The sequence below is a fragment of the Mesorhizobium sp. M0954 genome, assembly GCF_040319155.1.
Lineage (GTDB): Bacteria > Pseudomonadota > Alphaproteobacteria > Rhizobiales > Rhizobiaceae > Mesorhizobium.
In genome coordinates this window covers 1-22,067 of the sequence record NZ_JAMYNR010000023.1, presented here as the reverse complement: position 1 = coordinate 22,067, position 22,067 = coordinate 1, and the positions used below count along the sequence as shown (strand labels likewise).

Sequence of the window (22,067 nt, the reverse complement as noted above, 5' to 3'; positions counted from 1 at the left end):
CGCCGCCGCTGCTCAACTCGTGTGTGCAGCCACTTTGCCTGTGGTTTCAGGGAAGAAATCGGGCGCCGCATGGCGCTTGCCGAACATCATGTCGTATTGCAGCAGACGGAAGTCGCGGATTGCCGGATCGATCTCTTTCTGACGCGACCAATCGGGGGTGGCGTCGCCCCCCGGTGCCAAAAGCAAATTGCGGTCGATAACGCGGTAGCGCTCTCGCAACTGTCCGAGGAAGCCGGTGTAATAGGGATGGCTGATGCCGGCTGTCTTCAGGATATGGTAGGGCAGGAAGGACGGGCTGACGGCGCCTAGATCCTCGGCCGGGCCGCTGCGATTCGACCAGACGATCAGCGGCGTCTGGTGGTGCAGCAGCATCTGGTCGGCCGCCTCCTTGCGCGGCGCAACATTGTCCTTCAGGAAGCCGGTCTCGACGTAGACCGGCCCAAGCGGCGGCAGATGGTCGCCGAAGAACGCGATGACGGTCGGCCGCTCGCGTTTCTTCGCCCATTCGATCAGCCGCTCGAGGCCGCGGTCCGCGTCGGAAGAGCCTTCGGCATAGCTCAACAGCGATTCACGCGCCCATTGGCTGATCGGCGCCTGCACCTTGTGGGTCGGATTGTTATAGCGATACGGCTCATACGGCCCGTGGTTCTGCAGGCTGACGGCGAAAAAGAACACCGGCTCGGCGCTGGTATCGGCTTCGTGGATGATCTCGTCGGTCATCGCAGCGTCCGACGCGAGCGGTCCTCGCTTCTGCATGGGCGGCAACGTCTCCTCGGACTTGAAGTCGTTGAAGCCGAAATCGGCATAGACGGCCCCCCGGTTCCAGAACCAGTTAGTGCCGGGATGGATGGCGCGCGCCCGGTAGCCCTGACTTTTCAGGAAGGTCGCCAGCGAGGGAGTCGGTGTCCGCACATATTGCTGGTAGGGAATGCTGCCCGCCGGCAGGAAGGCGTTGGAAAAGCCGGTCAGGGCCTCGAACTCGATGTTGGCCGTCATGCCGCCGAACTCGGGCGAGAACATGTAACCCGTGCGCAGTGCCCGCACATTGGGGATAGGGTCGGGTGTGATGGTGACGCCGGGCAGCTTGGTCGGATCCCAGAAGGATTCGCTCATGACGACGATGATGTCGGGCTTCTCGGCAGGTACCGAGGCGGTCACCTGCGGTTTGCCGATCGCTTCGATCGCCTTGTCGGAATAGCCGGGCGGCGCCGAGACATGCGCCATCGGAACGTTAAGCGCGAAGGCGAGCGCAAAACCGTTCGAGGCATAGTTTTCCTTCTGGTCCCACATGATCGGGATGATCTGCAGCCGGTCGCGCGTCCACGAGAAAGTGGCATAGTCCATGATGGAAACGAAGAAGGCGATCAGCGGTACTGTCAGCGTCAGCCGGGCAAGGCGGCCCTTGTGGCTGAGCGCCGGAACGCGGCGGCGCCATAGCCGCCAGCCATAGACGAGCAGCGACAGCCCGCCGACGATGCCGATCGCCAGGGCAATGGCGGTTCCCGGGCGATCGCGTACCAGAAGCGGCATCAGTGCCACGATCTGCCGGGAATAAAGGAAATCGGTCGGATAGAGCGGATCGCCGAGATACAGCGACTTCTGGTGGCCGACGAACGCCAGCGACAATGTCAGCGGCGCGACGATCATCAGGCTCTGATGACTGCGGCCGAGCACGGCGTCGAGGCCGATGAGGATCAGCGCAAAAATGATGATCGTGGTCCAGCCGGGTTTGAAAGGCTGCAGAAAGAAATCAATGGTGCCGGCAAAGTTGCCGCGCACGATCAGTTCGATGGCAAACACAAGGATGGCCGCAGCCAGCAAGCTGATAAGGCCATAGCGGATGACAGGCCATTTGCGCGCCGGCAGATAGCCGGTCGACGGATCGCCTTCAAGAAACTGGGGCGCCGCCTCGGCTGCGCTCTGCTTGGTCTTTGCCACTTCAATAGTTCCCCGGCCCGCAACAAAAGCGTCACTCGATTGTCATCGAACTGTCACGCAAAGCCTAGCGCCTGTGGCGGAAATAAGAAGAGCCAGCAAACAAATCGTGAGCGGTTTTCATCATGAGTGATCGCCAAAAAGCCTGCCGAAACAGGCACTCGGCCGATATTACGCGATCAAGGTTGGACTTGACTTGGCCGCACGCCTTGCGTCACAGGCAACGTGAACCAGCAGCTGGGAGCCGCCGATGGCCATCGCATTCACCTTTCCGGGGCAGGGCAGCCAGGCTGTCGGCATGGGCAAGGACCTCGCCGATACCTTTGTGGAATCGCGGCGGATCTTCGAGGAAGTTGACGACGCGCTCGGCGAAAACCTATCGAAGCTGATCTGGGAAGGCCCGGAAGAGACGCTGACGCTGACCGCCAACGCCCAGCCGGCGCTGATGGCGGTGTCGCTTGCCGCAATCCGGGCGCTGGAGGCGCGCGGCTTCTCCCTGAACGGCAAGGTCACCTATGTCGCCGGCCACTCGCTCGGCGAATATTCGGCACTTGCGGCCGCAGGTTTCGTTTCGGTCGCCGACGCCGCCCGGCTGTTGCGCATCCGCGGCAATGCCATGCAGGCGGCTGTGCCGGCCGGCGAGGGCGCCATGGCGGCGATCATCGGGCTGGAACAGGCCGACGTCGAAGCCGCTTGCGCAGAGGCCGCCCAGGGCGCCGCCAAAGATCCCGCACAAGCCTTGGTTTGCCAGATCGCCAATGACAATGGCGGCGGCCAGCTGGTGATCTCCGGCGCTAGGCCAGCGGTCGAACTGGCGGCGAGGCTATGCACGGAGAAGGGCGCCAAGCGGGCGCTGATGCTGCAGGTCTCGGCGCCCTTCCATTCGGCATTGATGAAGCCTGCGGCCGAGATCATGCGGGAGGCGCTGGCCGCCGTGACGAAGAGTGCGCCGGTCGTGCCGCTGGTCTCCAATGTTACGGTGACCCCGACGAGCGATCCCGACGAGATCGCCCGCCGACTCGTCGAACAGGTGATCGGGCGCGTGCGCTGGCGCGAAACGATGGAGTGGTTCGGCAGCAACGGCGTTGTGACGCTTTACGAAGTGGGCGCCGGCAAGGTGCTGTCGGGGCTGGCCCGCCGCATCAACCGCGACATTGCCACCAGCAGCATCGGATCGGCGGCGGAGGTCGAGACGGCACTTGCCGCCTTGGGTGACCACGTAGCTTGAATTCATCAGTGCTTGCCGCTACATGAATACATGTATCGCAACAAGGTGCGGCATGCCCACATCGATCCGCCTTTCTCCTGAAGTCGAGCAGCGCCTGGATTTTCTCGCGGCCAAGACTGGTCGCAGCAAGGCCTACTATCTGCGCGAGCTCATTGAACGTGGTCTGGAGGACTTGGAGGATTACTACCTGGCTGCCGAAGTCGTTGAGCGGATCAGGCGTGGTGAAGAAGACGTCATGAGAGCCGAGGACTTCTGGCGTGGCCTGGACGCTTGAATACGCCCACTCGGCGCGAAAATTTGTCGAAAAACTGGATCCGCAGACACGTCACGGTATCCGTGATTTTATTGAAAACCGCATTGCCGTTCTCGACAACCCGCGTGAACTCGGCAAACCGCTGAAGGGCCCGCTCGCAACCTTTTGGAGATATCGCGTCGGGGATTATCGCATCATTTGCGATGTGCAGGATAACCGAATCGTCATTCTGGTGGTAACCATAGGCCACCGCGGCAACGTTTACAGATAGCCGAACTCACCGGCCCGTATGATTGGCCAGTACGATTTGGGAAGAGGATAAAGCATGTTCGAATTGACCGGCCGCAAGGCGCTCGTCACCGGCGCATCGGGAGGTATAGGCGAGGCGATCGCCCGCGTGCTGCACGGCCAGGGCGCCATCGTCGGCCTGCATGGCACACGTATCGAGAAATTGGAGGCGCTGGCCGCCGAACTGGGCGACCGGGTCAAGCTTTTCCCGGCCAATCTTTCCAACCGCGACGACGTCAAGGCGCTCGGCCAGAAGGCGGAAGCTGACCTCGAAGGCGTCGACATCCTCGTCAACAATGCCGGCATCACCAAGGACGGGTTGTTCGTGCGCATGGCTGACGCCGACTGGGATAGCGTGCTCGAGGTCAACCTGACCGCCGTGTTCCGGCTGACCCGCGAGCTTACCCATCCGATGATGCGGCGCCGCCATGGCCGCATCATCAACATCACTTCAGTGGTTGGCGTCATGGGTAATCCCGGCCAGACCAACTATTGCGCCTCCAAAGCCGGTATGATCGGCTTTTCCAAATCGCTGGCGCAGGAGATCGCCACCCGCAATATCACCGTCAACTGCGTCGCCCCGGGCTTCATCGAATCGGCGATGACCGCCAAGCTCAACGACAAGCAGAAAGAGGCGATCATGGCGGCGATCCCGACCCGGCGCATGGGCACGGGCGCCGAAGTCGCCTCTGCCGTCGCCTACCTAGCTTCCAACGAGGCAGCCTACGTCACCGGCCAGACCATTCATGTGAATGGCGGCATGGCAATGATCTAACACTTGGGAAAACGCTTCATTCCGTCTTGGATGCACGGGATTTTTCGTGTAATGCCGCCCGCAACCCGGCGGTTCGGGCAAAAACCGGTCCTGTTCCGCTGCGTTTCCGGCAGGACCATCTTTCAGCTTGATTAGCGGCATTCTGCCCGCTAACGAAGACAGACAACCAAAAGACGAGGATGCCCAAATGAGTGACACCGCAGAGCGCGTCAAGAAGATCGTCATCGAGCACCTTGGCGTCGATGCCGACAAGGTGACGGAGCAGGCGAGCTTCATCGATGATCTGGGCGCGGACAGCCTCGACACGGTCGAACTTGTCATGGCGTTCGAAGAAGAGTTCGGTGTCGAAATCCCGGACGACGCCGCCGAGACCATCCTGACTGTTGGCGATGCGGTGAAATACATCGACAAGGCCTCCGCCTGACGCTATTTGCAGTCATCACCGGGGAGGACCTGCGATGAGGCGTGTCGTCGTCACGGGCCTTGGGCTGCTTTCGCCGTTCGGCATGGGCTTCGAGCACAGCTGGAAGGAGCTTCTGACCGGCCGCAGCGCAGCCAAGCGCATCACCGAATTCGAGGTGGAAGACCTTGCCTGCAAGGTCGCCCACGTCATTCCGCGCGGTGACGGCTCCAATGCCACTTTCAATCCTGAAGCCGTTCTCGAGCCGAAGGAACTGCGCAAGATCGGCGACTTCATTCTGTACGGGATCGCGGCCGCCGACGAAGCACTCAAGGATTCCGGCTGGCAGCCGAAGACGCATGAGGAACAGTGCGCCACCGGCGTGCTGATCGGTTCGGGCATCGGCGGCATCGAAGGCATCGCCGAGAATGCGATGATCCTCAAGGAACGCGGTCCGCGCCGCATCAGCCCATTCTTCATCCCTGGCCAGATCATCAACCTCGTCTCCGGTCAGGTCTCGATCCGGCATGGGCTGAAAGGCCCCAACCATGCCGTCGTCACCGCTTGCTCGACCGGTGCGCACGCCATCGGCGATGCCGCCCGGCTGATCATCTGGGGCGATGCCGACGTTATGGTCGCAGGCGGCGCCGAAGCGCCGGTGACGAGACTGTCGGTCGCGGGGTTCGCCGCTTGCCGCGCGCTCTCCACCGAGCGCAACGATGCGCCACAAACGGCCTCACGCCCCTATGATCGCGATCGCGACGGCTTCGTCATGGGCGAGGGCGCCGGTGTTGTCGTGCTCGAGGAGCTCGAACACGCCAAGGCCCGCGGCGCCAAGATCTATGCCGAGGTCACCGGCTACGGTCTGACCGGTGACGCCTATCACATCACCGCGCCTGCCGAGGACGGCGACGGCGCTTTCCGTTGCATGACCGCGGCGCTGAACCGGGCGAAGCTGACGCCGGCCGATGTCGACTACATCAACGCGCACGGCACCTCGACCATGGCCGATACGATCGAACTCGGCGCCGTCGAGCGGCTGGTCGGCAACGCCGCCTCGAAGATATCGATGTCGTCGACCAAATCGTCGATTGGCCACCTGCTGGGCGCGGCTGGTGCTGCCGAGGCGATCTTTTCGATCCTCGCCATTCGCGACAACATCGCGCCGCCGACCATCAATCTTGACAATCCGGAGCGCGAAACGGCGATCGACCTGGTGCCGCACAAGCCGCGGGCCCGGCAGATAGACGTGGCGCTGTCCAACTCCTTCGGCTTCGGTGGCACCAACGCCTCGCTCGTCTTCCAGCGCTACAATGGCTGACCGCTCTGCCGGTTTCCGTCTGCCGTCAATTTTGCCATATTCGCCCCTACTCTGCCCGAGGGGATTCGTCGCAAGATCAAATGGTAGGGCGCTATGAACACAAATCCGGCCGATAACGGGGAATTCGGGCAACGGCCAGCAACGCCCACGCCCGGCCCGATCGTGCCGAAGACGGCCAGCGAGGCGTTGCGGCCCGAGGCCGGCACGCCGCCGCCGAAGCGCTCGCGTGCCTCGCGCAGCCAGTTCGTCGTGTTCATGAACTTCGTCATCTCTTCGGTGATGCTGATGGTGCTGGCGGCAGGCGTTGCGCTGTATTTCGGCAAGCAGGAGTTCAACGAGCCCGGCCCGTCGGCCAATGGCGACACTTTCCTGGTCAAGCCGAATAGCGGCGTCCAGGAGATCGCCGACCAGCTTGAGCGGCGAGGGCTGATCAGCGACGCCCGCATTTTCCGCCTTGGCGTGCGCGCCTTCGGCAATGATTCCGCCCTGAAGGCCGGCGAATACGAGATCAAGCCGCAGGCGTCGATGCACGATATCATGGAACTGCTGAAGAGCGGCAAGTCGGTGATGTATTCGCTGACCATCCCCGAGGGGCTGACGGTCGAGCAGGCGCTGCAACGGATCGCCGAGCAGGACGCGCTGACCGGCGATATGCCGTCGACCACTCCACCTGAGGGCAGCCTCGCCACCGACACGCTGCGTTTCACCCGCGGCGCAACACGCCAGCAGATGGTCGACAAGCTTCTGGCCGACCAGAAGAAGCTGGTCGACGAGGTCTGGCAACGCCGAGCGCCGGATCTGCCGATCGCCAACGTTGAGGATTTTGTCACCCTGGCCTCTATCGTCGAGAAGGAGACCGGCAAGGGCGATGAACGCTCGCGCGTAGCCGCCGTCTTCCTCAACCGGCTGGCCAAGGGTATGCGGCTGCAGTCGGACCCGACCATCATCTACGGCCTGTTCGGCGGCAAAGGCAAACCCATCGACCGCCCGATCTATCAGTCGGACATCCAGAAGCCGACGCCCTACAACACCTATCTGATCAACGGGTTACCGCCGACGCCGATCGCCAATCCCGGCCGTGCGGCGCTGGAGGCTGTCGCCAATCCGTCGAAGACCAGCGATCTCTACTTCGTCGCCGACGGCAGCGGCGGGCACGTCTTTGCCTCGACGCTCGATGAGCATAACGAGAATGTCGCTCGCTACCGGGCACTGCTGAAAAAGCAGGCGCAGGACGCCGCCAAGGCCGGAGCAACCAATACCGGAGCCGACACGCCGGCGGGAGCCATCGTTGACGATGCAGGCGCCACCGCCGCCCAGTAGGGCCGGAGGACGCCATCAGTTTGGCCCTGTGCATGTCCGGGTGGATGTGCAAGGGCTGCCATGGCATTGAAATTCACATGGTCCTGTCCGGAGAAAATCGCTCCGGGTTGAGGGGCATTCGGCAAAGGGACGCACGGCTACATGAACTTGCAGAGCATGACCGGTTTTGCGCGCAGTGTCGCCGAACACGACGGCACTTCGATTGCCTGGGAAGCCAAGTCCGTCAACGGCAAAAGCGTCGAGGTCAGGCTGCGGCTGCCGCAAGGTTTCGACCGGCTGGAACCGGCCGTCCGGCAGACGGTGCAAAAGCGTTTTGCGCGCGGCAATTTCCAGATGACGCTGACCATTGGCCGCGCCGCCGGCGCGCAAGCGCAACCCGTGGTCAACGAGGCTTTCCTGAAGGATCTGGCGCGCTTGGCCAAGCGGCTGCAGGAGCAGTTCGGAGTAGCCCCTGCGGCGGCCGACGGGCTGCTTGCGCTGCGCGGCGTTCTCGACATTCCCGAAACCATCGAAACCGAAGAGGCGCGCAGTGCGCTCGATACCGCAATACTGTCGGCGCTGGAAGCAGCACTGAACGGGCTGCACCAGGCGCGCCAGGGCGAAGGTGCGGCACTTCGTTCCCTGCTGTCCGGCCATATCGATGCCATCGAGGCGCTGACGCTGCGGGCCGAGGCCGATCCATCACGCGAACCGGCCACGATCCGCGAAAGGCTCGCCGAGCAGATCCGCCTGTTGATGGACGCGTCTGCCAACCTGGACGCCAGCCGGCTGCATATGGAAGCGGCGTTCCTGGCCACCAAGGCCGACATACGCGAGGAGATCGACCGGCTGAAGACACATGTGGCGTCAGGCCGGGCGCTGCTCGGCGGCGGCGGCGCCATCGGCCGCAAGCTCGATTTCCTGGCACAGGAATTCAACCGCGAATCGAATACGCTGTGTTCCAAGTCGAATGCTGCCGCGGTCACCGCCATCGGGCTGGAACTGAAGGCGGTCGTCGACCAGTTTCGCGAACAGGTCCAGAATCTGGAATGATCCCGATGCCAAGCCACATGACTGCCAAGCCCCATGACCGCTAGGGATGTGGGTTCCCGCATTCGGCGCCGCGGGCTGATGCTGGTCTTGTCGTCGCCGTCAGGCGCCGGCAAGTCGACGATTGCGCGCAATCTGCTGGAGAGCGATTCCAGCCTGGAATTGTCGGTCTCGGTCACCACGCGGCCACGCCGCGGCAGCGAGATCGAGGGCGTCCATTACCACTTCCGTACCATGCGCGAGTTCGAGCGGCTGCGCGATTCCGATGCGCTGCTCGAATGGGCGGAGGTGCACGGCAATTGCTACGCGACGCCGCGCGAGCCGGCTGAACAGGCGCTGGCCGAAGGCCGCGACATGCTGTTCGACATCGACTGGCAAGGCGCTCAGCAGCTCAAGGAGAAGATGCGCGCCGACATCGTCTCGATATTCATCCTGCCGCCATCGATGAAGGAATTGAAGGCGCGGCTGAAGCGTCGCGCCGAGGACCAGGAAGCGGTGATCGAGACGCGGCTCAAGAACGCCCGCAACGAGATCGAGCACTGGAAGGAATATGATTTCGTCATCGTCAACGACGATCTCGACCGCGCTTTCGCCGAGGTGCGCGGCATCGTCACCGCCGAACGGCTCAGACGCGATCGCCGGCCCGGCCTGTTCGATTTCGTCTCGGGGCTGCTCGACGAGAAGACGGATTGATCAACGCGCTATCCCCTCGACCAGGATCAGATTGCGGCTGAGCGCGGCGTCGCGCAGCTCCAATGCAGCGGCGTATTCGGCCGAGCGATACCAGCGCCGCGCCGTGTCCATGTCGGGGAATTCGACGATGATCAGCGGCCCGGGAGACCAGTCGCCTTCCAACATTTCCACCTTGCCACCGCGTACCAGATAGCGCCCGCCGTGCTGGGCGATGGAGGCAGCCGCGCGGATGCGATAAGCTTCGATCGCCTCTGCGTCGCGGATCGTGACGTCGGAAATGACATAGGCGGCCATTGCTTGTCTCCGGGCAGGTTTGTCCGGCTATCTATGGCCGTGAGAGCGGAAATTCCACGCAGACGCGTCCCGGCATCACACCGCGTTGGTCAGGCGAACGAACTCCTCGACGCTCAGCGTCTCGGCGCGCCTGGTCGGATCGATGCCGGCACGGGCAAGCAGCGCCTCGCCGCCGAGGCTTTTCACGCTCTGCCGCAGCATTTTCCGGCGCTGGCCAAACGCCGCTTCGGTGACGCGGCTGAGCCGTTTCACCTCTGCCGGCAAGGGGCTGGCGCGCGGCACCAGATGCACGACCGAGGACGTCACCTTGGGTGGCGGCGTGAACGCCTGCGGCGGCACGTCGAAGGCAATCCTCGCCTCCGTCCGCCAGCCTGCCAGCACGCCGAGCCGACCATAGGCATCGCTGCCGGGGCTGGCTGCAATGCGTTCGGCGACCTCGCGCTGGAACATCAGTGTCATCGATGTGTAGAAGGGCGGCCACTCGGTAACGGTCAGCCAGCGGATCAGCAATTCGGTGCCGATATTGTAGGGCAGGTTGGCAACGATTTTCGCCGGCCCGCCGCCTCCCGGCACTCCTTTTGCAAGCGCTGCAAAATCAGCTTTCAGCGCATCGCCGGCTACGATCTCTAGCCGGCCCGGATAGTGGTTCGCGATCTCGGCCAAGGCCGCCAGGCAGCGCTCATCGCGCTCGATGGCGACGACCCGCCGGGCGCCGTTGAGGAGCAGGGCCCGGGTCAGCCCGCCCGGACCGGGACCGACCTCGATAACCGTAACGTCGCTCAGGTCGCCGGCGGTTCGCGCAATCTTGCTTGTCAGGTTAAGGTCGAGCAGAAAATTCTGGCCCAGCGCCTTTTTCGCCTGCAGCCCATGGCGCTCGATCACCTCGCGCAGTGGCGGCAGGCCGTCTATGCTCATCGGGCTGGGCTCATCAGGCGGGTTCATCGGGTTAAGGCCATCGAATATGGCTGATTGGGCTCAGGGCCTACGGCCTTTTCCCGGTATCGGCAAGAACGCGAGCGAGTTTCAGCGCTGCAATCAGGCTGCCGGCACGGGCGATGCCCTTGCCGGCGATGTCGAAGGCGGTGCCGTGGTCGGGCGAGGTGCGGACGAAGGGCAGGCCGAGCGTGACGTTGACCGCCTCGTCAAACGCCAGCGCCTTGGCCGGGATCAGCGCCTGGTCGTGATACATACAGAGCGCCACGTCGTAGCCGGCGCGGGCGCGAGCATGAAACAGCGTGTCGGCCGGCAACGGCCCGAAGGCGTCGATCCCTTCCTGCCTCAGCCGGTCGACCGCCGGGCGCACGATCCGCTCGTCTTCGGTGCCCATGGTGCCGCCTTCGCCGGCATGCGGGTTGAGGCCGGCAATGGCGAGCCGCGGCTTGGCAATTCCGAAGCGGTTCGCAAGGTCGGCGGCGGTGATGCGGCCGGTGGCGACGATAAGGTCCGTGGTCAGCGCTTTCGGCACCTCGGCCAGCGCGATGTGGATGGTGACCGGCACGGTGCGCAGGTCCGGTCCGGCAAGCAGCATCACCGGTATCACTTCGGTGCCGGTGTGAAGCGATGCCAGATGCGCCAGATATTCGGTGTGGCCGGGAAAGCGAAAGCCGGCGTCGTAGAGCGGCTTCTTGGCAATGGGGCAGGTGACGACTGCGGCGGCGCGGCCGGCCAGGCAGTCGGCAACTGCGCGGTCGATCGCCTCGATGATGCCGGCGGCGTTGGCTGGATCCGGGCGGCCGGGACTGTCGACGAAACGGGCAGCAAGCGCCACCACCGGCAGCGCGCGCGAAAACACCCCCGGCGCTAACGCCGGCGTCGTCTCGGCAATCGCGATATCGGTGCCGAGCCTGTGCGCTCGCACGGCAATCAGTGCCGGATCGGCAAGGAGATAAAATGACGGAACGCCAGCGCTTTCGCGGGCCTGCCAAGCAGCGATGGCGATGTCCGGCCCCACGCCGGACGGATCGCCGACGCTCAACGCCAGCGGAAGCTCTGCGTCAGCCACGGCGCTTCGACTTCAGCGCTCGATTATGCGGGCTTTCTTCCGCAACTCCTCGACATATTTCTTCGAGAGTTCGTCGGCGTTCTTGTCGCTCGAACCTTCACTCTGGAACACCATCTGCGCGGCTTTGTCGTCTGACACTTCGCGCGACGAGCAGATGCCGATGAATTCGACACCGCGGTCGGTTTCGCGCGTCGTGGTGGCGCCGCCGACCTTTGTAGCCTTTATCTGCTCGGCCCAGTCCGCCGGCAATTGCGGCGCCAGCACCCGGCCGAGATCACGAACGGTGACATCGATCAGGCCCTTGGCGAATTCGCGCGTGGTGTTGCAGCCGTTGAAGCGGGCGCGCATAGCGTCGGCTTCGCGTTTGCGCTTGGCCAGCGTCGCGCTGCGCTCGGCCGCCGGCACCACGAAGATGACCTGCTGCAGCATGTACTCTGTGGCGCTCGGTTTGCTGCCGCCTTTTTCGAGCATGCGCTTGACGAGGTCCTGCTCGCTCATGGCGCCGCCGCCGTCGCTAGAACGGTGACGCGCGGTCAGCGCCTGGTTCCAGGCCATCTGCGCCCGGATAAAGTCCTTGAAATGCTCCTTGGTGACGCCGGATTGCGCCATCGCGCCGTCAAGCTGCTTGAGCGGCATCTTGTTGCTGGTGGCGAAACGCTGATAAGCGGCATCGACCTGCTCGTCGCTGATGCGGATGCCGAGCCGCCGGGCTTCGGCCAGGCGCAGCGTCTGGTCGATCATTTCCTGGCCGGCATCGCCCTTTCTGTGCTGCAGGCGCAGGAAAGCGGCCCGATGCTGGATGTCGCCGGTGGTGATCGGTATATTGTTGACGACGTATTTGATCTCGGTGGCGAAAACTGGCCGCGTCACCGCGGTGGTCGAGAACGCCACCAGCAGCGCGAACCCTGCCGAAAAGAGGTATTTCCTCATCGAAAGCATCCCAATTCCATCCCGATTCAGCCGAACCTATCCCAGTTCAGGCCGTCAAAATTCGTGCCTGCTCTATGCGGCGAAACAATGTCGTCCGCCAGCCGCCCCGTTGCCGACCGCTGCCCGTTATTGGATGGTGTCGATGGAGCGTTGCGACGAGCCGAAATCGCCGAGCGTGCGGAACGACAGGTTGAAGCCGACGTTCTGCGATACTTCCTTGGTGTTCAGGTCACGTCTTTCCGAAAACGTCATCAAATAGGTAAAGCACGAATCACTATAGGCAAAGCCGACCCCGTCCTTGACCAGAACGCTCTGCTCCAGATCATATGTGCCGGTGCCAAAGACGCGCCAATTCTCGGCAAGATGTGTCGAGGCGCCGAGCGTAACCTCATGGCGATCGGTTGAGAAGCCATAGAGTGGCTGCGCCTGGATGAAGGCGTATTTGGCGCTCAGCGATACCGGCAGGCCTGAAAAGGCGGCCTTTACCTCAGCGCGGCGGATCTCGAAGCTTTGCTCGTCGAAACGGCCGCTGACCGAGCCGGAAAACCCGCTGGGGCTGTTGAAGCCGACAAGGCCGACATAGTCGGAGGTTGCAGTTTCAAGGCCTGAATAGGCGCCGACATTGACCAGGTCCGGCGTGCCGAACGAGTTCTGGCCGCCCAGCTGGTAGGATTGGCCGAACACCGCATTGGTGCCCCAGCCATTGTCATATGCGCCGGAATAGCGCAGCCCGACATTGGCGCGTGTGCCGCCTTCCATGCGGTCATAGCCCGAGAATTTGTCGCGCTCGAACAGCGTCGTGGCGTCGAAGACGAAGCTCTGGGCGTCCTCGTTGGGGACCGCCAGCCCGCCGACATATTGCTCGTTCGGACGCATGAATACCTGCGCCATCGGTTCGAAGACATGGCTGGAACTGGTCATCGAAAACAGCACCGGCCAGCGCATCTCAAGGCCGGCGGTCGCCATGTAGCGGGCAAGCGATGAACGCATATCGTCCTCGACGCCGAGATTGGTCGCCATCTGGTTGACGGCGTCGAGCGAGGCCGAGGAGGCGTTAACGTAGCCGGCGTCGCCGCGCAGCGCCAGGAGCGGTGTCAGCAGCAGCCCGCCATCGGTGGTGAAGGTGCGCTTCCATTCGGCTTCCGCGGTAAGGCGCCCGGATTGACCGTCGATGCCGCGGACGTTGTTGACGGACGAAGGGATGCCCGAATTTGCAAGAGCCGTATCGAGCCTGTCGCGGTCAATGACCCGCGCGTTGACGTCGAACGACAGCTGCCCGCCGGCCACCGGCATGTCGGGGATATAGGCGTAGTCGAGCGAGGGCAGCACCCAGGGCTGCTTGGCGGCGCGTGCAGTCGGATCGCTGGCGAGCGTGTCTTCCTGAACCTCAAAGTGCATGGCGCGCACGTCGAAGTAATTGCGATCGTTGAGCCCCGTCAGATACACGTCGGAGCGGTGCACGCTATCGTTGAAGCCATCGATGTCGTAGGTGCGCGAGAAATTCTTATCGCTCTGCAGCAGGATGTCCCAGCCGAAGTCCCAGCGCGGGTTGATGGCGAACTGGCCCTGGGTGCCCATCATGCCGCGGAACCTGTTCGGGTCGCCTTCGGTACCCGAATTCACGTTGTGGCCATTGTCGTCGATGAAGGCGTCGGGATTCTCCTGCCGGATGCCCGCAATCTTCAGGCTGTACTGACCGTTGTTGAAGCGCTGCCTCCACTCGGCCTCACCGAGGAAACCTTGCTTGGTATAGCCGCTGCCAGTGACAGTGAGATCGTAGGTCGGCGAGAGCGCGAAATAATAGGGGACTTTAACACCGACGCCGAGATCGCTCTTGTAGGCGACGCCGGGGATCAGGAAGCCGCTCTTGCGCTTGACCGTTGGGTCGGCGATCTCGAAAGCCGGCAGATAGGCCAGCGGAAAGCCGAAGAACTCGAAATTCGAGTTCTCGAAGCGAACCGTCTTCTTCTCGCCGTTCCAGATGATCTTCCTGGCCTTGATACGCCAGGTCGGCGCTTTGTCGGGCTTGTCCTCGCACGGCTCGCAGGCGGTGTAGACGCCATTATGGAACGTCGTCAGCACGCCGCCCATGCGCTCCGCGCTTTCGGCGGCGAAATACGCCTTGTCTATGGTCTCGACCCGCAGCGCGTTGACGAAGCCGTCGGCGAAATCGTCAGTGATGTCGGCATGTTGCGAATAGATTTTGGTGCCGTCGCTATTGACGAGTTCGACATTGCCGCTGGCGACGAGGCGTTTGGTGTTGCGGTTGTATTCGACCCGCTGGGCGACGAGACGGTTGCCGCCGTAGTCGATCTGGACGCCGCCGACAGCCGTCACGGTCTGCTTGTCGTTGTCGTAGACCAGCGTATCGGCTGCCAGCAGCATCTGCGTGCCGCTCGGAACCTTCGTTGCCAGCTCACTGACGTCCTGGGCAAAAGCCGAAGCAACCGGGGCGGCGCTGGCAAGCAGGCATGCCAAGGCGCTCGCCGCAGAGAGGCGTGCCAAACCGGCGTGCCTATGGCTGCGCAAAACCGCCTCCCTCACTAGCCGTCTTCCTTGTATAGCAGGAATGTCACCCCGAAGAACATAGCCACGACAACCGGGACCCAAGCCGCTACGGCCGTGGGTACGAATCCCGCTACGCCGAATGCCTTGACCAGCACCGAAACGACATAAAGCAGAAAGCCGGCCACGATGCCACCCAGAATCATCGTTGCCGACTGCCCCATCCTCGCAAATCGCATTGATACCGTTGCCGCAATCAGCGTCATCGCGACAAGCAGGAAGGGCAGCGCAATCAGGGAATTGAACTGCATGGCGAAGGCGTTTGCCTTGAGGCCGAAGGAGCGGGCCACTTCGATCTTGCCGGGCAGATCGTAGAAGGGAATGGTCTCAGGGCGCGCCAACCGCTCTTGCACGAATTCCGGCTTGAGATTGGTCGGCAGCCGGTCGCTGGGTAACGACTGGATGGTACCGTCCCGGAACACCTTGACGTCCTGCAATTCCCAGTAGCCGTCCCGCAAAAAGGCGCGCGCCGCATCCTTGCGCTCGATGATGTCGCCTTGCGGGCTGAAGCTGAAGAAGACCGCGTCGGCCATCTCCAGGCCTTGATTGAGAATGGCGCGCGCGCCGATGATGGTGTCGCCGGCGTTGGTTTTCTGCCTGATCCAGGGCGCAGCATCGGCCGAGACGCTGTTCGACTTGCCCGAACGGAGCTGGGTCTCGATCTCCTCGGACCAGGAATAGGCGTGCGCGGCTACCGGATTGATGACGCCGACCGACAAGGCCCCAAACAGCAGCGCCCCGATGCAGCACGGCAGCAGGAATTGCCATGCGGAAACCCCGGCGGAACGGGCAATGACCAATTCGTATTTGCGGTTGAGCGACACCAACGTCGCCATCGCCGAGAACAGGCCGACGAACGGCACCGTCTGCAGCATGATCATCGGCATCCTGAGCCCCGAAATGGCGAACGCAGTTGCGTAGGTGAAGCCCGGCACGCCGGTCGTGCGGCCGGAAAGCTCGGTGAAATCGATCAGGAACACCAGCGCCAAGAGGCCGATGAAGAACCAGATGGTGATCGTCACATAGCGAAAGAAGAAGTACCGACCCAGAGTCCAGCCCATCAGCCGGCTCCCTGTCCGGATGCGCCACGCCCGGCAAAACGGAGCTTGATGGCGCTCCAGCCCTCACTGAAGCGGCCGGCAAGATTGGTTATCCAATCGGCCCAGGCAACCGGCAGTTCCATGGTCCGGTTGGAAACAATGAACCAGATGGCGATCGCCGATGCCACGATCGGGACGCCGTAGACCATATAGGCATATTGCGGCACCTTGTCGGCCTTGCCGGCGGCAAAGAACCCGAGCCAGCGCACGAACAGCGCGATCGCGATTGCCGTGATCAGCGGGTGCACACGCGCCTCGCGATGCGAGCGTGCATCTCCGGCGACGGCGAGCGCGATCAGCGCGAAGACGAGCGAATAGGACCACTCGGAAAAACGCTGGTTGAGCTCGGCCAGGTACCTGTTCGGCTTTTGTTGGTACATCTTGTCGTTCGGACTGGGATTGAGCAGATACTGGGTCGTCCGGTCCTTCGGCAAAAGCAGGATGTCAGATGATGCCGACATGAAAGCGGACAAGTCGAAGGCGTAGGAGGTGAACCGGATCACCGAGAGGTCGCCGGTCATGGTTTTGCGATGGATGACGCCGTCATTCATCATCAGCACCTTCTCGTCGCCGCGTTCGATGATGCTGCCGGTCTTGGCGTAGTAGATGAGATTGACGCCTTCTTCGCGCGAATCGGCGACGAAGATGCCGCCGAGACGGTTGTCGGGAAGCCGTTCGCCAACCTGCAGGAACAGGCCGTCATCGATCTTGCGGAAGGTGCCTTCCTGGATGATCAACGACAACAGATCGGCACGCGATGACGCAATCAACTCGCGGTTCTTCTGGCGTGCGTAAGGGTCGACGCCATTGTCGACGGCGAAGGAAAAAACGCTGGCTGCAAGTGCCAGAAGCATGATCGGCCTGACGATGGTCCAGCGTGAAGCGCCGGCGGCATTGATGACGGCCAGCTCCGAATCAGAATTCATCACGCTGAGGATCTGGGCGACCGCGACCACCAGGGCGAACGGCACGACGATCGGAACGATCGTCGGGATGATCAGCGCTGCGACTTCGAAGAAGGTGAGGGCCGACTGACCGCTATCGGTGACGAGGTCGATGCGGGCGAGCACCTGAGTCGTCCAGACGATCGCCAGCGTCCAGACGAGCGCCAGCGCGAATACCGCGAAAGCACGGCGCATGATGTAACGTTCAACGACCTTCATGAAGGCTTTTCTCGGCGATTTCGAACGGCATCATGCCTTGGAACAAGGTAGTCGTCCGGCGCCGGCTGCACAACTGGCTCAGTTTGGCGGTTCGATCTGGGTTCTGTCCCGGATCGCAAAATCCGCTGGGCCGGAGTGTCGGCGGCAATGGATAAGAAAGGGCGAACATTGTTGGTTAACAACAGGTTGCGGCGGGAAGCGGGGCCGTGCCGCGACGAATCGTGGATGGTTCGATATCGCATATGGGAGCGATTTCGGCCAAAGTCTTGTCAAATGCGGCAAAACGACCAAATGTCGCGCCGGTCGCGACCGCCGCGGCGTGATAAGACGGGTCAGGATCTGTTGAGTCCCAGCATGGAAGCGGAAAAATTGCGCGGTCAAACCGGTCGGGAAACCGTCTTTGACGGCGCGATCGTGGTCGGCGCCGGCGCGGCCGGCCTTGCCGCCGCCCACGCCTTGATGAAGGCCGGCGTACCGACGCTCGTCCTGGAAAAGGAGAGCCGGCTTGCTGAACCCTGGCATCGGCGGCACCAGCGGCTGCACCTCAATACGCATCGCGATCTCTCGACGCTGCCCGGCATCGGCTATCCCGCAGGCACCCCGGCTTTTCCGCATAAATCGGCCGTCATTCGCCATCTGAACGATTTCAGCCAGGCGCATGGTCTGCCGGTCGCATTCGGCGTTGTCGTTGAAGAGATCACGTTCGATGGCGATCACTGGACCGTGCGGACGAACGCCGGACGTCGTCTGGCGCGTCATGTCGTCGTCGCCACCGGGCGCGACCGGCAGCCGTTTATTCCCGCGTGGAAAGGCATGAAGGATTTTGCAGGCCGGATTATCCATTCGGCCGATTTTGGCGAGGCGAAGGACTACGTCGGCAAAAGGGTGCTGGTCGTCGGAGCCGGCAATTCGGGGTTCGACGCACTCAACCATCTTGCGAATGCAGATGCCCAAAGCATCTGGCTGTCGGCCCGCAACGGCCCGTCGCTGCTGCCGAAACGCATCGGCAAGGTCGCCGTCCACAGGCTTTCACCGTTGATGGCGAGCTTGCCGGTGCGGCTGGCCGATGCGGTGATGGCGACAACCCAGCGCCTGGTTTTCGGCGACCTGACGAAATTTGGGCTTCCGCCGGCTCCTATAGGCGGTGCGAGCCGTCTGAGCGCCGACTACACCGCGATCGCAGCCGATGACGGCGCCGTCCGCGCCATAAAGGCAGGCACGATCGTGGTGGTGCCACCATTGCGGGAATTTACCCAAGACGGCATCGTATTGAATGACGGCAGGTCGATCACGCCCGATATCGTCATTGCGGCGACCGGCTATCGCACCGGTCTGGAGCAGATGTTCGGCAAGCTCGGCGTTCTCGACGGCAAGGGCGTTCCGCTTTTCAACGGCGGCGATGCCGATCCGAAATTGCCCGGTCTGTGGTTTACCGGCATGCGGCCGAGCATTCGCGGTTGTTTCGCTAACGCCCGCATTCAGGCCAGGGCGATAGCGGCGCGGATTGTCAAGCAGCGATGATGAGCCGGACTATGCCGACTGTTCCGCCCGCAATAGACACGCCTTGTTGAAAGGTGCTCGAACCGAAAGGTCAATGGTCATGACGCCAGTCAGCATTCGCTACATGGTCGATGATGTCGCCGCCTCGATCGACTTCTACTGTGGACATCTGGGCTTCGCTGTTGAACAGGACGCGCGACCGGCTTTTGCTTCCGTGACACGCGGCGCTTTACGGCTCCTTCTAAGCGGCCCCGGCAGTTCGGGTGCACGGGCGATGCCGGATGGCCGGCAGCCGGTGCCGGGAGGTTGGAATCGCATCCTGTTGGTGGTGCCGGACCTGAAAGAAGAGGTTGCGCGCCTCAAGAGTGCTGGACTTGTCTTTCGCAACGATATCATAACGGGCGTCGGCGGTTCCCAGACGCTGCTCGAAGATCCATCGGGCAATGTTATCGAGCTGTTTCAACCCGCCGCTCACTGACGAACGTTTCTCGCAATAATCCAACTCACTTCCCCGAAAGCAGGACATGATGAATTCGAGACCCTCGATCGCCTTTGCCAAATTCGCCGCGCCCAAAAAAGGCAGCGTTTTCGTTCTGGTGACCGACGAGGGCGGCCTCAGCGATGCCGCCAGGGCTTGCGATCCGGCAAAGACCCTCGAGCGGGCTTTTCCGGTCGCCGACTTCACCGGCAAATTCGCCAGCCTGGTCGAAGTGCTGGCACCGGAAGGGACATCGATCGAGCGGCTGGTGGCGGTCGGTGCCGGCAAGGGCTCCAATCTCGATGATTACGCCTGGCTGAAGCTCGGCGGCACGATTGCCGCATCCTTTCGCAAGGCAACCGAAGTGGCCGTCGTGCTCGATCTTCCCGGTGCGGTCGTCAGCGGCAGGCAAGCCGTTCAGCTTGCAGCGGGCATCCTGCTGCGCAGCTATTCCTTCGACAAATACAAGACCAAAAAGAACAATGGTGACGACAGGCGCGAGCCAAAAAAGCCGGTCAAGGTGACTATTCACACCGCCGATCCGGCAGCTGCAAAGAAGGCCTTCGCCGATGAAGCGGCGGTGATCGACGGCGTCTTGCTGGCGCGCGATTTGGTCAATGAACCGGCCAATGTTTTGGGACCGGTGGAATTCGCCGCCCGCATCGCCGAACTGGAGGCGCTCGGCGTCACGGTCGAGATCCTGGCCGAGAAGGAGATGAAGAAGCTCGGCATGGGTTCGCTGCTGGGCGTAGCGCAGGGTTCGCCGCGTGGCGCCCGCATCGCGGTCATGCGGTGGGACGGCGGCAAGGCCAAGGAAAGCCCGGTCGCCTTCGTCGGCAAGGGCGTCACCTTCGACACCGGCGGCAATTCGATCAAGCCGGCGTCGGGCATGGAGGACATGAAGGGCGACATGGGCGGCGCTGCTGCCGTCACCGGCCTGATGCACGCGCTGGCCGCGCGCAAGGCGAAGGTCAATGTCGTCGGCATTGTCGGGCTGGTTGAAAACGCCGTCGACGGCCACGCTCAGCGACCGGGCGACATTGTCACCTCGATGTCGGGTCAGACTATCGAAGTGCTCAATACCGACGCCGAGGGCCGCCTGGTGCTGGCCGATGCGCTCTGGTACTGCAACGACCGCTTCCAGCCGAAATTCATGATCAATCTGGCGACGCTGACCGGCGCCATCATGGTCGCGCTCGGCCAGCATTATGCCGGCCTGTTCTCCAACAATGACGAGTTGGCGGACCGGTTGACGGCGGCCGGACAGGCGACGCAGGAGCGGGTGTGGCGCATGCCGCTCGGTGCCGAATACGACAAGCTGATCGATTCCAAGAATGCTGACATGAAGAACATCGGCGGCCGCCATGGCGGCGCCATTATCGCCGCGCAGTTCCTGCAGCGCTTCGTCAAGGACACGCCCTGGGCGCATCTCGACATCGCCGGCACCGCGATGGGCGCGCCTTCCAACGAGATCAACCAGTCATGGGCTTCCGGCTTCGGCGTCAGGCTGCTCGACCGGCTGGTGCGCGATCATTACGAGCAATGAGCGGCTGGGGCGGGACTCCGACAATGTAGACTGAACGCATGGCCGAGATTCTGTTTTATCACCTGACCGAATCGACGCTGGAGGATGCGTTGCCCGGCCTCCTGGAGCGCAGTATCGATCGCGGCTGGCGTGCCGTGGTGCAGACCGGCACCGAGGAACGGCGCGACGCGCTGGACCAGCATCTGTGGACTTTCCGGGACGATTCATTCCTGGCCCACGCAACGGATCGCGAAGCCCATCCCGCCGAGCAGCCGGTGCTTCTGACCGTCGGCCCTGACAATCCGAACCAGGCGCAGATACGCTTCCTGGTCGATGGGGCGGTGCCGCCGGAGCTTGGCGGCTACCAGCGCGCCGTGTTCCTGTTCGACGGTCACGATGCAGCCCAGCTAGAGGCGGCACGCACGCACTGGAAGACAATGAAGGAGGCCGGCCACACCGTGACCTACTGGCAGCAAACGCCTGACCGGCGCTGGGAACGCAAGGCTTAGAGAATTTGCCGGCAAGGGAATCACTGGCGCCGCAATAGTGCGACGACAAAAAGATGGACCGCCGGCTATTCAGAAGACCGGAGCAAGCCCGATGCCGCCCGATGAACGAACGCCAGGCATGCCGATAGATGCCGCACTTGTTCGCCGGCTGATTGCCGCGCAGTTCCCCAAATGGGCGGACCTGCCGGTAGAGACGGTCGAGCCTGGCGGCTGGGACAACCGCACGTTCCGGCTGGGCGACAGCATGTCGGTGCGGCTGCCGAGCGCTGCCGCCTATGTCGCCCAGGTCGAGAAGGAGCATCGCTGGCTGCCCCGCTTGGCGCCTCACCTGCCTCTGCCGATACCCGTGCCGCTGGCCAAAGGCGCGCCCGGGGAAGGCTATCCATGGCCTTGGTCCGTCTATCGCTGGCTTGGCGGCAGACCGGCGGCTGGTGGACTGATTGCCGATCTTACTGAGTTCGCCCGTTCGCTGGCCGGCTTTCTGGTTGCGCTCTACCGGATCGACGCTGCCGACGGGCCACCGGCAGGGCAGCATAATTTCCACCGCGGTGGCCGGCTTTCGGTCTACGACGCCGAGACCCGAGCCGCGCTCTCGGCGCTCCGCGGCCGCATCGACAAGGCCGCCGCCGAGGCCGTGTGGGCGACGGCCCATGGCGCGCGCGGGGAACGGGCGCCCGGGTGGGTGCCGTGGGCCCTCGCCCCGGGGCCTATGGTCGGGGGAGAAGGGCAGCTAGACGCGCGGGGGGGGTTAGGGTGTTT

22 protein-coding genes are annotated in these 22,067 nt (G+C 62.9%); 14 read left to right on the top strand and 8 right to left on the bottom strand.

Translation table 11 applies throughout. The annotated features are described in order from the left end of the window. Nucleotides 1-12: 12 nt before the first annotated feature. Nucleotides 13-1,938, bottom strand: coding sequence for an LTA synthase family protein (locus tag NKH93_RS25340; RefSeq protein WP_352493155.1), 1,926 nt, complete (start codon nucleotides 1,936-1,938; stop codon nucleotides 13-15). Between the two features lie 247 nt (nucleotides 1,939-2,185). Between NKH93_RS25340 and fabD the strand changes: the two genes are divergently transcribed. The 9 genes from fabD to gmk all read left to right on the top strand — a co-directional run bounded on the left by fabD (nucleotide 2,186) and on the right by gmk (nucleotide 9,242). Beyond that, the gene (gene fabD / locus NKH93_RS25335) at nucleotides 2,186-3,163 is read left to right on the top strand and encodes an ACP S-malonyltransferase (RefSeq protein WP_352972806.1); all 978 of its coding nucleotides are present in this window, start codon (nucleotides 2,186-2,188) and stop codon (nucleotides 3,161-3,163) included. Between the two features lie 52 nt (nucleotides 3,164-3,215). Beyond that, nucleotides 3,216-3,437 (top strand): type II toxin-antitoxin system RelB family antitoxin, encoded by a 222-nt coding sequence (relB, locus tag NKH93_RS25330; protein WP_352467166.1) that lies wholly within the window; start codon nucleotides 3,216-3,218, stop codon nucleotides 3,435-3,437. Beyond that, nucleotides 3,421-3,687 (top strand): type II toxin-antitoxin system RelE family toxin, encoded by a 267-nt coding sequence (locus tag NKH93_RS25325; RefSeq protein ID WP_352972795.1) that lies wholly within the window; start codon nucleotides 3,421-3,423, stop codon nucleotides 3,685-3,687. Before relB ends, NKH93_RS25325 begins: the two co-directional genes overlap by 17 nt. A 54-nt stretch (nucleotides 3,688-3,741) precedes the next feature. Next, nucleotides 3,742-4,479: a 3-oxoacyl-[acyl-carrier-protein] reductase gene (fabG, locus tag NKH93_RS25320; protein WP_352471093.1), complete on the top strand. Its 738-nt coding sequence runs from the start codon at nucleotides 3,742-3,744 to the stop codon at nucleotides 4,477-4,479. A gap of 187 nt (nucleotides 4,480-4,666) precedes the next feature. Further along, nucleotides 4,667-4,903: an acyl carrier protein gene (locus NKH93_RS25315; RefSeq protein WP_006203723.1), complete on the top strand. Its 237-nt coding sequence runs from the start codon at nucleotides 4,667-4,669 to the stop codon at nucleotides 4,901-4,903. A gap of 34 nt (nucleotides 4,904-4,937) precedes the next feature. Then, nucleotides 4,938-6,200, top strand: coding sequence for a beta-ketoacyl-ACP synthase II (fabF, locus tag NKH93_RS25310; protein ID WP_352454402.1), 1,263 nt, complete (start codon nucleotides 4,938-4,940; stop codon nucleotides 6,198-6,200). A gap of 93 nt (nucleotides 6,201-6,293) precedes the next feature. After that, on the top strand, nucleotides 6,294-7,520 hold the full coding sequence (mltG, locus tag NKH93_RS25305; protein ID WP_352972769.1) for an endolytic transglycosylase MltG: 1,227 nt from the start codon (nucleotides 6,294-6,296) through the stop codon (nucleotides 7,518-7,520). Nucleotides 7,521-7,661: 141 nt separating this feature from the next. Then, a complete protein-coding gene (locus NKH93_RS25300) occupies nucleotides 7,662-8,552 on the top strand; it encodes a YicC/YloC family endoribonuclease (protein WP_352972760.1) in 891 nt (296 codons plus the stop codon). 33 nt (nucleotides 8,553-8,585) lie between these two features. Then, nucleotides 8,586-9,242, top strand: a complete 657-nt coding sequence (gene gmk / locus NKH93_RS25295; RefSeq protein ID WP_023677701.1) for a guanylate kinase — start codon at nucleotides 8,586-8,588, stop codon at nucleotides 9,240-9,242. Here the strand turns inward: gmk and NKH93_RS25290 are convergent, their stop codons facing one another. From NKH93_RS25290 to lptF, 7 genes are all read right to left on the bottom strand, one after another. Beyond that, the gene (locus tag NKH93_RS25290; protein WP_352615819.1) at nucleotides 9,243-9,536 is read right to left on the bottom strand and encodes a DUF1330 domain-containing protein; all 294 of its coding nucleotides are present in this window, start codon (nucleotides 9,534-9,536) and stop codon (nucleotides 9,243-9,245) included. It lies immediately after the preceding gene. A gap of 75 nt (nucleotides 9,537-9,611) precedes the next feature. After that, entirely contained in the window at nucleotides 9,612-10,451 is an 840-nt protein-coding gene (rsmA, locus tag NKH93_RS25285; RefSeq protein ID WP_352471097.1) for a 16S rRNA (adenine(1518)-N(6)/adenine(1519)-N(6))-dimethyltransferase RsmA, read from the bottom strand. A gap of 67 nt (nucleotides 10,452-10,518) precedes the next feature. Beyond that, entirely contained in the window at nucleotides 10,519-11,538 is a 1,020-nt protein-coding gene (gene pdxA, locus NKH93_RS25280; RefSeq protein WP_352972736.1) for a 4-hydroxythreonine-4-phosphate dehydrogenase PdxA, read from the bottom strand. Nucleotides 11,539-11,550: 12 nt separating this feature from the next. Continuing rightward, the gene (locus tag NKH93_RS25275; RefSeq protein ID WP_352453231.1) at nucleotides 11,551-12,477 is read right to left on the bottom strand and encodes a peptidylprolyl isomerase; all 927 of its coding nucleotides are present in this window, start codon (nucleotides 12,475-12,477) and stop codon (nucleotides 11,551-11,553) included. A gap of 117 nt (nucleotides 12,478-12,594) precedes the next feature. After that, entirely contained in the window at nucleotides 12,595-15,012 is a 2,418-nt protein-coding gene (locus NKH93_RS25270) for an LPS-assembly protein LptD (protein ID WP_352972730.1), read from the bottom strand. Then, nucleotides 15,012-16,097, bottom strand: coding sequence for an LPS export ABC transporter permease LptG (gene lptG, locus NKH93_RS25265; protein WP_023677695.1), 1,086 nt, complete (start codon nucleotides 16,095-16,097; stop codon nucleotides 15,012-15,014). The genes NKH93_RS25270 and lptG overlap by 1 nt, the downstream gene beginning before the upstream one ends. Continuing rightward, nucleotides 16,094-17,296 carry an LPS export ABC transporter permease LptF gene (lptF, locus tag NKH93_RS25260; protein WP_352453233.1) on the bottom strand — a complete coding sequence of 401 codons (1,203 nt, stop codon included), beginning with the start codon at nucleotides 17,294-17,296 and terminating at the stop codon, nucleotides 16,094-16,096. Before lptF ends, lptG begins: the two co-directional genes overlap by 4 nt. 354 nt (nucleotides 17,297-17,650) lie before the next feature. On the opposite strand from lptF, the gene NKH93_RS25255 reads away from it, so the two are divergent. The 5 genes from NKH93_RS25255 to NKH93_RS25235 all read left to right on the top strand — a co-directional run. Beyond that, entirely contained in the window at nucleotides 17,651-18,817 is a 1,167-nt protein-coding gene (locus tag NKH93_RS25255) for a flavin-containing monooxygenase (protein ID WP_352972720.1), read from the top strand. A gap of 73 nt (nucleotides 18,818-18,890) precedes the next feature. After that, the gene (locus tag NKH93_RS25250) at nucleotides 18,891-19,274 is read left to right on the top strand and encodes a VOC family protein (RefSeq protein ID WP_352471101.1); all 384 of its coding nucleotides are present in this window, start codon (nucleotides 18,891-18,893) and stop codon (nucleotides 19,272-19,274) included. 49 nt (nucleotides 19,275-19,323) lie between these two features. After that, nucleotides 19,324-20,820: a leucyl aminopeptidase gene (locus NKH93_RS25245; protein ID WP_352501914.1), complete on the top strand. Its 1,497-nt coding sequence runs from the start codon at nucleotides 19,324-19,326 to the stop codon at nucleotides 20,818-20,820. Between the two features lie 38 nt (nucleotides 20,821-20,858). After that, a complete protein-coding gene (locus tag NKH93_RS25240; RefSeq protein ID WP_023719810.1) occupies nucleotides 20,859-21,308 on the top strand; it encodes a DNA polymerase III subunit chi in 450 nt (149 codons plus the stop codon). Nucleotides 21,309-21,399: 91 nt separating this feature from the next. Further along, a partial coding sequence (locus NKH93_RS25235; RefSeq protein ID WP_352972699.1) for a phosphotransferase occupies nucleotides 21,400-22,067 on the top strand: 668 nt, incomplete at its 3' end.

Coding starts and splice junctions, on each gene's coding strand:
- fabD (WP_352972806.1), top strand. CDS start 2,186: ATGGCCATCGCATTCACCTTTCCGGGGCAGGGCAGCCAGGCTGTCGGC.
- relB (WP_352467166.1), top strand. CDS start 3,216: ATGCCCACATCGATCCGCCTTTCTCCTGAAGTCGAGCAGCGCCTGGAT.
- fabG (WP_352471093.1), top strand. CDS start 3,742: ATGTTCGAATTGACCGGCCGCAAGGCGCTCGTCACCGGCGCATCGGGA.
- NKH93_RS25315 (WP_006203723.1), top strand. CDS start 4,667: ATGAGTGACACCGCAGAGCGCGTCAAGAAGATCGTCATCGAGCACCTT.
- fabF (WP_352454402.1), top strand. CDS start 4,938: ATGAGGCGTGTCGTCGTCACGGGCCTTGGGCTGCTTTCGCCGTTCGGC.
- mltG (WP_352972769.1), top strand. CDS start 6,294: ATGAACACAAATCCGGCCGATAACGGGGAATTCGGGCAACGGCCAGCA.
- NKH93_RS25300 (WP_352972760.1), top strand. CDS start 7,662: ATGAACTTGCAGAGCATGACCGGTTTTGCGCGCAGTGTCGCCGAACAC.
- gmk (WP_023677701.1), top strand. CDS start 8,586: ATGACCGCTAGGGATGTGGGTTCCCGCATTCGGCGCCGCGGGCTGATG.
- NKH93_RS25290 (WP_352615819.1), bottom strand. CDS start 9,536: ATGGCCGCCTATGTCATTTCCGACGTCACGATCCGCGACGCAGAGGCG.
- rsmA (WP_352471097.1), bottom strand. CDS start 10,451: ATGAGCATAGACGGCCTGCCGCCACTGCGCGAGGTGATCGAGCGCCAT.
- NKH93_RS25275 (WP_352453231.1), bottom strand. CDS start 12,477: ATGCTTTCGATGAGGAAATACCTCTTTTCGGCAGGGTTCGCGCTGCTG.
- lptF (WP_352453233.1), bottom strand. CDS start 17,296: ATGAAGGTCGTTGAACGTTACATCATGCGCCGTGCTTTCGCGGTATTC.
- NKH93_RS25255 (WP_352972720.1), top strand. CDS start 17,651: ATGGAAGCGGAAAAATTGCGCGGTCAAACCGGTCGGGAAACCGTCTTT.
- NKH93_RS25250 (WP_352471101.1), top strand. CDS start 18,891: ATGGTCATGACGCCAGTCAGCATTCGCTACATGGTCGATGATGTCGCC.
- NKH93_RS25245 (WP_352501914.1), top strand. CDS start 19,324: ATGAATTCGAGACCCTCGATCGCCTTTGCCAAATTCGCCGCGCCCAAA.
- NKH93_RS25240 (WP_023719810.1), top strand. CDS start 20,859: ATGGCCGAGATTCTGTTTTATCACCTGACCGAATCGACGCTGGAGGAT.